Consider the following 12,127-nt stretch of genomic DNA (forward strand, 5'->3'; position numbering starts at 1 on the left):
CGTTTTAGGCATGCGGGGTGGGGAATCGTCGCCAAGCACGGCATGTGGATAACTCGCGGAACCTGTGGATAAACCTGTGTGCAGTTTACAGTGAGTTTACTCACGCCGCCTTTTGTTAACCCGCAGGTAGCGCCGATTTCGGGTTGAAGGCCCTACTTTTTCACGGGTTTTGTGCGTATATTCACACCTTGAAAAACATGCTCTGACCTGCGGTAATTATCTTCGCTGGTCACGGGCTTGCAGAGTTATCCACAGGCTTGACCTCGCGCTTTGCGGAGCCTTCGTCCGCTGAGCTGGTAATTCCACAGGGATCTGTGGATAACTGTGGCAGTTATACCCAAGGGGCAGTGTCCATTGCCTCGGCTACACTGTTGTGTACTACGCGCGGTTGCCGCTTGGCACTGCCTTAAAGCCTGGCCGTCCGGAGCGGATAGAAGCTGAGATTTTCAGGGGCGGTCAGGGTGGGATCGATGAACGGTGGGATTGATGGACAATGACTAATGCCAGTTTTGATGACGATCAGGTTCCACCGCCGCCCGAACCGGTAGAGGAGGAACCCCGCCGCTCCTACCGTCAGGAGGAGCCGAAGCGTTACGGCGAATTCCGCCAGCCACCCGCGGACCGGGAAGCAGAGCAAGGCGTTCTTGGCGCTATGCTCCTGAGCCCGAACACGGTGATGGAGGTCATTGAAGAGCTGGAGCCGGAGGACTTCTACTATCCTGCGCACACGCTCATTTATCAGGCCATGATTGACCTCTATGCCGCGGGCACCGATATTGATGCGGTGATTGTGGCAGCTCGGCTCGATCGCTACAACAACCTCGAGCGGGTCGGCGGCGCGCCCTATCTGCACACCCTGCTGGCCACGGTGCCGACTGCCGCCAACGCTCGCTACTACGCGGAGATCGTGGCGGAAAAGGCGGTGCTGCGCAAGCTGGTCGACGCCGGAACCAGAGTTGTGCAGCTCGGCTTCCAAGGTTCCGAGGACATGGAGATCGAATCGGTTCTGGACCGCGCCCAGCAGGAAGTCTTCGCGGTGGCACAGAAGAAGACCACCGAGGACTACCGGGCACTGAGCGATCTTATCGATCCCACTATCGACGAACTCGCCGCCCTGCAGCAAAACGGTGTGGAATCGGGCGTGCCCACCGGGTTCATCGACTTGGATAACCTGACCAATGGCTTGCGCGCCGGCCAGATGATTATCGTCGCCGCCCGCCCCGGCGTGGGCAAGTCAACGCTCGCCATGGACTTCATGCGCTCGGCATCTCTGCAGCACAACAAGACCTCCGTGGTGTTTTCCTTGGAGATGTCCGCCTCGGAAATCGTCATGCGCTTGCTGTCGGCGGAGGCGGAAGTGAAGCTGTCGGATATGCGCGGTGGACGCGTATCGACTGAGGACTGGGCAAAGATCGATGACACCCTCAACCGCATCCAGGATGCGCCCCTGTTCATCGATGATTCCCCGAACCTCACCATGATGGAGATTCGCTCGAAAGCCCGCCGCCTCAAGCAGCAGCACGGGCTCGACCTCATTGTGCTGGACTATATGCAGCTGATGTCCTCGGGCAAGAAGGTGGAGTCCCGCCAGCAAGAGGTTTCGGAGTTCTCCCGCCAGCTCAAGCTGCTGGCCAAGGAGCTCGAGGTCCCGCTCATCGCGATTTCCCAGCTAAACCGTGGCCCAGAGTCCCGTACCGATAAGAAGCCACAGCTGGCGGATCTGCGTGAATCCGGCTCGCTCGAGCAGGACGCCGACATGGTTATGCTCCTGTATCGCCCGGACTCACAGGACCGCGATGATCCCCGCGCCGGTGAGGCGGACATCATCTTGGCCAAGCACCGTGGCGGCCCGATCGACACGGTGAAGGTGGCGCACCAGCTGCACTACTCCAAGTTCGTCAACATGGCGCACGGTTAAATCACAGGTCCACCACGGCGTTGGGGTCACCCAACCGTGGGCCGAGAATGACTAAGACTAGGAAGACGGCTGCTGCGGCGAGTGCGAGCCACCGCCACACGGGGAAGAAGCGTTCGCCACACAGCCGGGCGAATGCCGCGCCGATCAGCGCGCCGAGCGTATTGAAGATGAGGTCATCGATATCGGTGCGTCCCAGGGCGAAGGCGTACTGTGCTGTCTCCAGCGCCAGGCTCAGCGCGAAGCCCCACGCGGCCGTGGCCTTGAGTGAACGGCACATGCTGAAGACGAGCATTCCGAAGGGAATGAAGAAAGCGGTATTGCCCGCGTACTCAAAGAGCGGGCCAAACCACGTGCCACCGGAAAATTCATCGAGCGGCACCAAGCGCAGATCGCGGACACGCTGGTTCTCCGGCTTCCAGAGGTAGCCAATCTGAAAGAAGGACTTCAGCGTAGTCAGCGCAACCATGACCGCGACCCACGCGCCAAGGGCGACCCTATTGAGCAAGGGTCTTACCCTTGAATTCTGGCAGGGTCAGCGCCGCGACAGCAGCGGTGCCGAAGGCGGCCGCGAAGAGGACGAAGAGCCAGCCCGTTCCTGCCACCGCGATGAGCGGCGGAACGATGAGCGGCGCCAGGATGGATGCGAGCCTGCCGAAGCCGGCGGCAGCACCCGTACCGCGCCCGCGCAGCGCGGTGGGATAGAGCTCGGGACCGATGGCGTACAAAGCACCCCACGCGCCCAAGTTGAAGAAGGACAGCAAACAACCGGCCAGGATGATCGTGGCCTCAGTGCTGGCAAAGCCATAGAGACCTGCGGAAAGCGCGGAGCCCACGAGGAAGGCAGCCAGCGTGGTGCGGCGCCCCCATACTTCGATGAGCCAGGCCGCGGCGGCGTAGCCGGGCAGCTGGGCCAGGGTGATAATGAGCGTGAAGCTGAAGGACTTCACCAGGGAGAATCCGTCGGTGACCAGCAGCGAAGGAATCCAGATGAAGGCGCCATAGTAGGACAGGTTGACGCAGAACCAGATGGTCCACAACGCGAGAGTGCGCCCGCGCAGGGACGGCGACCAGATGCTGGCGGCGGTGACGTCTTCCTCGGAGTAGGTCGGTGCCGGGGTCGTGCGGTCGATGTCCGTCGAGTCCACCTCTGCCTCAAAGGAGGCGACGATCTCCTCTGCCTCCTCGTGGCGGCCTTTCGACTCTAGGAAGCGCACTGATTCAGGCAGGTGCAGGCGTACATAGAGGGCGTAGAGCGCGGGCACCATGCCGAGCGCCAGGGCCCAGCGCCAGCCGCTTTCCGACGCCCCCACGACGAACGTTCCAATTACCGCAGCGAGGATCCAGCCCACGGCCCAGAAGGCCTCCAGCAAGACCACCATGCGTCCGCGGACCTTGAGGGGTGCGAACTCGGAAATCAACGTGGAGGCCACCGGCAGCTCGGCGCCGAGGCCAAGTCCGATGAAAAAGCGCAGGACGATGAGGAGCGTGAGGCCCGTCGCCAGGGCGGAAGCACCGGTGGCAAGGCCATAGACCAGTAGCGTCAGCGCAAAAATATGGCGGCGGCCGAACTTATCGGCCAAAAGGCCGCCGAAGGTAGCGCCCAAGGCCATGCCGATGAAGCCTACGGATGCCAGCCAGGAGGATTGGGTCGGCGTGATTCCCCAGTGCACAGCCAAAGCGGCCATGATGAAGGAGATGAGACCGACGTCCATGGCGTCGAGGGCCCAGCCGATGCCGGAACCGAAGAGTAGACGTTTGTGTTTGCCGGTGACGGGAAGCCTGTCGAGCCTCTCCGTGCGTGAGATAGAGCGATGATCAAGACGATTCATGCAGGCTAAGCATACTCTGCGGAGCGAAAGCTTTTCAGGCGCAAAGAATTGCTGACAACAAAAACCGAGCTCAACGCCATGGCTATACCCGCGAAAAGGGGATTGAGCAGGCCAAAAGCGGCAACAGGTAGAAGAATAATATTATAGGCGAAGGCCCAAAATAGGTTGCCCTTGATGATGCGCAGGGTGGCCCGCGCCAGGCGTACGGCATCGGCGACGGAACGTAGGTCGTTATTCATCACCGTGATATCGGAGGCCTCGATGGCGACATCGGCCCCAGCACCCATCGCGATGCCGAGGTCCGCCTGTGCGAGTGCCGCGGCGTCGTTCACGCCATCGCCCACCATGGCCACGGTCCGTCCCCGATCCTGCAGTCGAGCGATAGTGTCTACTTTGTCGGCGGGCATGACCTCTGCTGTCACGTTGGCTTCATCAATGCCAACGGCTCGCGCCACTGCGTGGGCTGCACTGGCATTGTCCCCTGTGAGCAGATGGGGTGTAAGGCCTAGGTCCTGGAGGGCGGAAATGGCAGCGGCTGCGGACTCCTTAACGCGGTCCTGTAGCTCGATGGTCCCCACCGCGTCATCCGCCACGTAGACGCCGACCTGCGTCCCAGTGCCGTCGTAGCCCGCGGGTGGGCGTCCCACCCGCACGCGCGCGCCGTCGACGGTCGCTTCGATCCCTTGGCCTGGCAGCTCGCGGTAGTCCTCGGCTGCAGGGATGTCGCCGTCGTAAGCCGCGCGGATGGCCCGCGCGATGGGGTGCTCGGAGCCCTGCTCCGCGGCGGCAGCAAGACGGAGAACCTTCTGCTCTGAGTGCCCCGCAGTGGCCTGAACCGCCGCTACTGACATCTGGCCTTCGGTGATGGTGCCCGTCTTATCTAGAACGATGGTGTCGATCTGGCGGGTCGATTCCAAAATCTCCGGGCCCTTGATGAGGATTCCCAGTTCGGCGCCGCGCCCGGTGCCCACGAGGATTGCGGTGGGCGTCGCCAAGCCCATGGCGCAAGGGCACGCAATGATGAGGACGGAGACGGCGGCCACGAAGGCCGGGGCAACTCCGCCGACCCACAGGTGCGCCAAGAGTGCGAGGATAGCGATGCCGATGACGATGGGGACGAAGACAGCGGCGATGCGGTCGGCGAGGCGCTGCACCGGGGCCTTCGAGGTCTGTGCCGCAGTGACGAGCGCGCCCATCTGGGCTAGGACGGTGTCGGCGCCGACGCGAGTGGCGCGCACCTCAAGCCGCCCGGAGGCGTTGATGGTTGCGCCCGTCACCGTGCTGCCGGGTGAAACCTCAACCGGTAATGATTCGCCGGTGAGCAGGGATTCGTCCACGGCTGAATGTCCGTTGAGGACCACACCGTCGGTGGCGATCTTCTCGCCGGGGCGAACCACAAAAATTTCGCCCTCGTGAAGGTCACCGATGGGGATCCGGGTTTCGGTATCGCCGCGCAGCACCGTCGCCTCTTTAGCACCCATGGTGAGCAGCGTGGTGAGGGCCTCGGAGGAGCGGCCCTTTGCCTTGAGCTCAAACCAGCGCCCAAGCAGCAGGAACGTAATGACCATCCCCACGGATTCGAGGTAAATGTGGTCCATCTGCGCGTCATTGGAACGCAGCGTCATATGCATGGTCATGCCGGGCATGCCCGCGTCGCCGAAGAAGAGCGCGTAGAGCGACCAGCCAAAGGCGGCGGTGGTGCCCAACGTGATGAGCGTGTCCATCGTGGCGGCGCCATGCTTCAGGTTGGCCCACGTGGCGCGGTGGAAGGGCGCGCCGCCGATGACGTAGACGAGCGTTGTGAGTACCAGGCAGGCCCACTGCCAGTTCTGGAATTGGAGGGCCGGGACCATGGAGAGGAGCATCACGGGCAGCGAGAGCGCCGCAGAGACGAGCGTACGCTGCAGGATGTCGGAAGCCTCACCCTCGCGGGCGGTGTCCGCCGTGCTTGCCGACGCCTCCCCCTCATCGTCCACCGTGAAGGCTCCATAGCCGGCGCCTTCGACGACGTCGATGAGATCGGCGGGGGTCGTCGTCGCTGGGTCATAGCTAACGGAGGCGGATTCCGTGGCGAAGTTGACCGTGGCTTCGACGTTGTCGAGCTTATTGAGCTTGCGTTCCACCCGGGATGAGCAGGAGGTGCAGGTCATCCCGGTGATACCGAGGGTGAGGCTGGTGGTCATGATGCTTAGGCCAACTCGTAGCCGGCTTCGGTGATGGCGGCGGCGACCTGGTCATCGCTAAAGCCCTCACCAGTCACGGTGACGGCGCCGGTGGTGTGGTCAGCGGTGACGTCGGTGACGCCCTTGATCTCCGAGATTTCTTCCTTCACGGAGAGCTCGCAGTGGCCGCAGGTCATACCGGTAACGGTGTAGGTGGTGGTGCTCATGGTCGTGATCAGACTCCTTAAGTAGTGGGTAGATACACCGTTGAGCGTATACCCCCTAGGGGTATAGGTGCAAGGAATAATTGAGCCTTGTGTACCGTTGAGAGTTGAAAGAACCTACAAATTTCCCCGAAACAGATAGGAAGAGACATGGCAACGATTGACATCACTGAAGAGACGTTCCAGGAGACCATCTCCGGCGATGGCATCACCCTCGTGGATGCCTGGGCGGAATGGTGCGGTCCGTGCAAGCGCTTCGGCCCGGTCTTTGAGAAGGCATCCGAGGAGCACCCTGATGCCACCTTTGCCAAGTTGGATACCGAGGCAAACGAGGATCTGGCTGCGAAGCTGCAAATTAACTCCATCCCGACGTTGATGGTTTTCCGTGACGGCATCTTGGTTTTCCGCGAGTCGGGTGCATTGCCGCCGACAGCCCTGGAAGATCTCATTAGCCAGGTCAAGGCTCTCGATATGGATGAGGTCCGCGCCCAGGTGGAGAGCCAGCAGGCCGAATAATTCCGGATAGTTCTTCTGAAAAGGCGGTCGAGATGGACCGCTGCGCGCTTTCCTGTGAGTATCGCTACACTCGCAGGAAAGCGTCTTTACATATAAAGCACTAACGAGCGCTGCATTGATTACTGCTGCAGGAACCACTAAGGAGTGAACGCGATGGCAAACCCATTCAGCAAAGGTTGGAAGTATGTGATGGCTTCTTTCGATCAGAAGATCGATGAGAACGCTGATCCCAAGGTCCAAATCCAGCAGGCCGTGGAAGGTGCAAAGGAACAGCACCGCCAGATTTCCGAGCACGCAGCGGAGATTATCGGCCGCAAAACGCAGCTGGAAATGCAGCTTAACCGCCTAGTGAAGACTCAGAAGGACTACCAGGATCAGACGCGCCGGGCCTTGGAGTTGGCGGACGCTTCCGAGGATCCGCAGAAGGCCGCCGAGTACAACCAGGCAGCGGAGGTTGTGGCGAGCCAGCTGGTTGCCGTAGAAAATGAGCTGGCGAATCTGAAGTCCCAGCACGAGGCTGCCGCGCAAGCGGCGGAGCAGGCAAAGGCTCAGCAACAGCAGTCGGAGGCCCGACTGAAGGAGCAGCTCGCGCAGGTGGACCAGTTGCTGTCCCAAGCCGATCAGGCGGCGATGCAGGAGAAGAACGCTGAGGCTCTGGACTCCATGAATGAGCTCAAGCCGGATGACTCGACGCCTACGATGGATTCGGTACGCGCCAAGATTGAGAAGCGCTACGCTGATGCGCTCGGCGCCCAGGAGCTGCACCAGGCAGCTGGTGGTAGCCGGATTCAGGAGATTTCGGCGGCGGGACACGATATGGCCGCTATGTCCCGCTTGGATGAGATCCGCGCTGAGATGGCCAAGAACAAGGAGCTGGAAGGCTCATCCTCCAAGACCACAGAGGAGCTCGAGGCCGGCGCCGAAGCCAAGGACGCTGAGGATAAGTAGTAGCCAGCGCGAAAAGGGACCTTCTGGAGCAGGCCGCATTCTGCGGCCAGGGGATTTCACCACCCCGCGCTCCAGAAGGTCCCTTTATCTATGGTTCGCAGTGATGCTCTAGCTGTCTTGGCGGCGGATATTGATAAGCACGCCGCGGATGCCGGAGTGGAAGCCATCGCGCAGGTTGACGCGCTGGGTTTCGGTGAGCGTGTACTCGTGCAGCGTTTCGCAGGCGAACTGCAGCAGCGGACGGTCGATCTCCGGCGGCAGACCGCCGCCGGAAAGGAGATGGGCTTGGTCGCGCTGATCGGCGCTCGCGGCGTTGTCGAACCACCACGATGCGTATTGCTGCCCCACGTCAAAGGGGGACTGGAAGCCGGCGGAGCTCCACACTTCCTCGGGGAGGGGAACATACTTCGAGCGCAGCTTGCGGCGCGGCGCCATCATCGACGGCTTGGGCGCGGCCGGTTTGGGGGCAGGCTTCGGGGCTTCGGTGCCCGTTTCCTCTTCTGCGTCCGCGGGCTTCTGATCCGCGGCGCTGGGCTTTGTGGTTTGTTCGCCGCAGGGGGCGGGTTCCTCTTCGTCGGCGGGGGCGCTCGGTGCTGCGGACTCCGGGTGCGAGGCGGTGGCAGCCACGTCTTGAGCCGCGGCGGAAGGTGTTGCAGGCCCAGGCTTTGGCGCAGAGGGGAAGGCAGCTTGTGCCTCGGTAGGTTCGTCGCACTCCGGCGCGATCTCATCGGTGGATTCGCTTGCCTTCTCGTTGCCTTCCTCGGAGCTCTGGGGCTCGCGGATGGTCGGCGGCAGCGGGCCTTCAAGGACCTCGAGCTCCATCGCATCGGCGAAGTCCTCCCGCGGATCGAGGATCGTGGTGGAGTCGCAGGCATGGCGCAGCGCCGAGGACATCGAATCCCATCCGAAGCCATAAAGGTGCACGCGCACACCATTGTTGACGGCCTCCTGGACTCCGGGAATCATGTCTGCGTCGCCGGAGACCAAGACGAAATCCGTGACTTGGCCCTTCATAGCGGAAACGATCATATCGGCGACGAGGCGGGTGTCCACGGCTTTCTGGGTACGCCGTTCGCCCCATTCGATGAGTTGTCCGGTACGCAGTTGGACGCCATCGCAGACCCGCAGCGCTCGCTGGTAACGGTGGGGGCCGGTATCGGGGATTCCGTCGTACCAGTATTGGCGGTGGATGGGGTTGCCTACTTGGTTCTCAATCATGGAACCGAGGGAGCTGACTACTTCGGGTAAATCAATCTCTAGCTGGGCGCGGGCCCCCGTCTCCCAAGAGTTATAAAAGCTGGCCAGTAGGTATGACGTGTCAACGAAGACAAGTGTTCGTTCAAGCATGGCTCCTAAATTCCGTTCTATTTCTTCTAACTAATTTTCTAGGGTCACTTCTGTGAGATCTTCCAGCCTAGGGCCGGTGTAGTCCAGTGTGCCCCATTAGTCACAAAACGTCGATAACCCCGAGGAAATTCCCAGGTCAATGGCATTGCCCGTGGGGGGCTTGCGAGGGTTCCGGTGCGGTTATATGGTTAGTTACATGAGTAACCAACCAACGAGGAGGCCGGCATGGACAACTCTGCCCAGCCGCTCTTCCGGCAGATAGCGGTGCTCATCGAGGACGCCATTATTGAGGGCACTCTCGCCGAGGGCGCCCAGGCACCGTCCACGAATGAGCTCGCCGCTTTCCACAGCATCAACCCCGCCACTGCCCGCAAGGGCCTGACCCTCCTCGTGGATCTCGGAATCCTCGAAAAACGCCGAGGTATCGGCATGTTCGTCACCTCTGGTGCCGCAGACCTTATCCGGGCGCGGCGTCGCCAAGACTTTGCGGCTGAATACGCCGCACCGCTCATCGACGAAGCCGTGCACCTGGGCTACACCCGCCAGCAACTCCACGACCTCATTGACCTTGTCGCAGAAAGCCGAGGACTCTACTCATGATTTCCACCCCGCACTTCACCTTCGACAACGGCCTCACGCACGGCCTCGTCGGCCCTAATGGCATTGGCAAGACCACCCTGCTGCGCAAAATTGCCGGGCAATTGGGCGCCTCCGGCATCACGGTCGACGGTGACAAGCCCTATGACAATGAAAAGGTGCTCAACAAGGTTGTGCTTATGGGCATCGACAACCCCTTGCCCGAAGGCTGGAATATGAAGAAAGTCTTCACCGTAGCCCGCCTGCGCTGGCCCACGTGGAGCACAGCGCGCGCTGAGGAGCTGGTCGAGCGCTTCGAGCTGCCGATGAAGAACTACTCGGGCCTCTCCCGCGGGCAGAAGTCGGCGGCGAGCTTCATCGTTGCGGTGGCTTCGGGGGTGCCGTACATGCTTCTCGACGAACCCTACCTCGGCCTCGACGCCGCCAAGCGGGAGGTATTCTACGACGTCTTGCGTGAAGAGCACGGCCGCACCATTATCGTCTCCACCCATCACCTCAACGAGCTGTCTGGTTTGCTCGATACCGTGGCGCTGATGGGGGAGAACCCGCTGTCCGGTCCCATCGATGAGTTCATTGAGGGCGTCGTCCAGCTCACTGGCTCTGCCGAAACCCTCGATCGCGCGCTGGGGCGCCTGCAGCTCCCAGTGCTTGAGCGCGAAACCTCAGCCGTAGCAGACCGCGCGCTTGTCGACGCTCGCCCCAACCACACCGCCAACGTCTTCGACATGGCCCAAGAAATGGGGCTGCGTGCCACCGAGGTATCCCTTGAGCAGGCAGTTCTGGCATTAGGGGAGGTATGATGAAGCTCTATAGGCATATGGCGCTGAGCTGGAACAGCTTCTTCTACGCCTTGTGGATTGTCATCCTTCCGGTGCTGGGAATGGGCCGTGGGCAAGGGTGGGCCATTGGTTACTCACTCTTTATGGTCCTTATGGTTTACCTTTCGCAGCCTGACTTCACGCGCTATCTGACCTTTGGGTTGAGCACCCAGGTGTGGAATGGGCACCGGCGCATCAATGCTTCCCTGACGCTCTTTCTCATTCTGGTTAGCGCACCCTTCGCGTTTCCATGGTGGGTCCTCATCGCCCCGGTGCTCATGTGGGTGGTGTGCATGACGAAACGCTTTGAGCCATCACGACTGACCGCGAGCTCCCTCATCGTAGGCAGCGATGGTGATTCTTCGACGGGCTGGTTCTCAGCGTCCCCGGTCTCCCAGATTGTGTTGCGCCCTCAAGCTCGCGCGTGGATGTGGGCTGCATTCGGTATAGCCATCGCAACTGCGATAAACATCGTGGTGAGCAAGCTGTGGGATACCGGCGTGGGCATCGTAGGTGTCATTGTTACGTTGATTGTCCTGCCGCTAGTTGCTGATTCAATCCGCAGCTCACTCAAAGATGCAGTGGCCTTTGGGCTGCCGCGCGGTGCTTGGGCCAAGACCACTGTGCTGTGCACGGCAATCCCCGTGGTCCTATCGCTCGTGGCCGATCTGGTAGCGATGATGTGGACCGGCAATCCAGCCGGGTTCACCATCGTGTGTCTTGCTACAACGTCACTACTTTTAACTTTCGCCATTACCGACAAACTGACGTGGCTTTACACAACTGCGCTAGCGGGAGCAATCGCCGTGCTGTTCATAGCGTGGCTTATCAATCCCAGCGTTGCGATGGGGTGGACGCTCACAGGGATGGCAATCATCTACGTCGTGTGGGTTGCCGCGTATCCCCGGATGGCAACAAAGACCAACGTGTTTAGCCCGGGCCTCATGGGCTGGTTTGGGGCACGCTGAGCGCCATCCAATGTCTGCGTTAAAAGGTTGTCTTTGTGCACTTCAAGAAGGGGTAAAAACCTTCATTGAAGTGCACATTTGTGTTTTTTCAAGGCCGTGTGTAACTTTATGTGAGTCAGCGCGACCGACAGCGCCCCACAGGAACTGAGGTTCTTGGAGAGAGGCGGTAGGAAAACAGGCCCTGACAACAAATATTTTCTTTACTCGCAGTACTGCGTACCGCCAAAGGCGTTCCGTATGGCTGTGTGGTGACGATGTTTGAGAACTCAATAGTGTGCCAATGTACTTTTTGTGTTGGTTGATTTTATTCATTGTGGCTGTGATACGCCGTATGCGTATCACGGTTGGTGTATGCCGGATGGCGCTTTTCCTTTAGCGGCGTCATTGTAAATAACATAAGTTGTTTGGGCGTAAATGATTTAAAATCTTCTGACTTAGGCCAGCCTCCTGTATCCCCGTCGGGTTGGGGGTTGGTTGGATTTTTTCTTTATGTAATTTTTGGATAGCCAGTTCAGGTGACACTGCTTTTTGTGGTGTTGTTTGTTGTGGTTTGTCTTTTTGACTAGGTTTGGGCTTTTCACGGCCTTTTTGTGGAGAGTTTGATCCTGGCTCAGGACGAACGCTGGCGGCGTGCTTAACACATGCAAGTCGAACGGAAAGGCCTCAGCTTGCTGGGGTACTCGAGTGGCGAACGGGTGAGTAACACGTGGGTGATCTGCCTTGCACTCTGGGATAAGCTTGGGAAACTGGGTCTAATACCGGATATGAACTGCCTTTAGTGTGGTGGTTGGAAAGTTTTT

General features: G+C 60.2%; 11 protein-coding genes and 1 rRNA gene. 7 read left to right on the plus strand and 5 right to left on the minus strand.

The features are described from left to right. Positions 1–493: 493 nt before the first annotated feature. Entirely contained in the window at positions 494–1,918 is a 1,425-nt protein-coding gene (gene dnaB / locus ACUY3D_RS08750; protein WP_010187892.1) for a replicative DNA helicase, read from the plus strand. Between the two features lies 1 nt (position 1,919). Here the strand turns inward: dnaB and ACUY3D_RS08755 are convergent, their stop codons facing one another. The 4 genes from ACUY3D_RS08755 to ACUY3D_RS08770 are packed head-to-tail and all read right to left on the minus strand — an operon-like array spanning position 1,920 to position 6,136. Further along, positions 1,920–2,384, minus strand: a complete 465-nt coding sequence (locus tag ACUY3D_RS08755; RefSeq protein WP_070524241.1) for a VanZ family protein — start codon at positions 2,382–2,384, stop codon at positions 1,920–1,922. 28 nt (positions 2,385–2,412) lie between these two features. Continuing rightward, on the minus strand, positions 2,413–3,747 hold the full coding sequence (locus ACUY3D_RS08760) for an MFS transporter (RefSeq protein ID WP_448240889.1): 1,335 nt from the start codon (positions 3,745–3,747) through the stop codon (positions 2,413–2,415). Positions 3,748–3,752: 5 nt separating this feature from the next. After that, positions 3,753–5,930 carry a heavy metal translocating P-type ATPase gene (locus ACUY3D_RS08765; protein WP_448240890.1) on the minus strand — a complete coding sequence of 726 codons (2,178 nt, stop codon included), beginning with the start codon at positions 5,928–5,930 and terminating at the stop codon, positions 3,753–3,755. A 5-nt stretch (positions 5,931–5,935) separates the two neighbouring features. Then, positions 5,936–6,136 (minus strand): heavy-metal-associated domain-containing protein, encoded by a 201-nt coding sequence (locus ACUY3D_RS08770; protein ID WP_070533739.1) that lies wholly within the window; start codon positions 6,134–6,136, stop codon positions 5,936–5,938. A gap of 147 nt (positions 6,137–6,283) precedes the next feature. On the opposite strand from ACUY3D_RS08770, the gene trxA reads away from it, so the two are divergent. After that, the gene (gene trxA, locus ACUY3D_RS08775) at positions 6,284–6,649 is read left to right on the plus strand and encodes a thioredoxin (RefSeq protein ID WP_101736533.1); all 366 of its coding nucleotides are present in this window, start codon (positions 6,284–6,286) and stop codon (positions 6,647–6,649) included. 153 nt (positions 6,650–6,802) lie between these two features. Continuing rightward, positions 6,803–7,597: a PspA/IM30 family protein gene (locus ACUY3D_RS08780; protein ID WP_070533741.1), complete on the plus strand. Its 795-nt coding sequence runs from the start codon at positions 6,803–6,805 to the stop codon at positions 7,595–7,597. Between the two features lie 108 nt (positions 7,598–7,705). On the opposite strand, the gene ACUY3D_RS08785 is transcribed toward ACUY3D_RS08780, so the two are convergent. After that, a complete protein-coding gene (locus ACUY3D_RS08785; RefSeq protein WP_101736532.1) occupies positions 7,706–8,944 on the minus strand; it encodes an NYN domain-containing protein in 1,239 nt (412 codons plus the stop codon). Positions 8,945–9,169: 225 nt separating this feature from the next. On the opposite strand from ACUY3D_RS08785, the gene ACUY3D_RS08790 reads away from it, so the two are divergent. The 4 genes from ACUY3D_RS08790 to ACUY3D_RS08805 all read left to right on the plus strand — a co-directional run. Then, on the plus strand, positions 9,170–9,544 hold the full coding sequence (locus tag ACUY3D_RS08790; RefSeq protein ID WP_010187877.1) for a GntR family transcriptional regulator: 375 nt from the start codon (positions 9,170–9,172) through the stop codon (positions 9,542–9,544). Then, complete coding sequence (locus tag ACUY3D_RS08795) at positions 9,541–10,341, plus strand: ATP-binding cassette domain-containing protein (RefSeq protein ID WP_448240892.1); 801 nt, start codon at positions 9,541–9,543, stop codon at positions 10,339–10,341. Before ACUY3D_RS08790 ends, ACUY3D_RS08795 begins: the two co-directional genes overlap by 4 nt. Further along, positions 10,338–11,327 (plus strand): hypothetical protein, encoded by a 990-nt coding sequence (locus ACUY3D_RS08800; protein WP_257964773.1) that lies wholly within the window; start codon positions 10,338–10,340, stop codon positions 11,325–11,327. The genes ACUY3D_RS08795 and ACUY3D_RS08800 overlap by 4 nt, the downstream gene beginning before the upstream one ends. A gap of 587 nt (positions 11,328–11,914) precedes the next feature. Then, a 16S ribosomal RNA gene (locus ACUY3D_RS08805) occupies positions 11,915–12,127 on the plus strand; the annotation flags it as partial.

The organism is Corynebacterium guaraldiae (genome assembly GCF_053480195.1).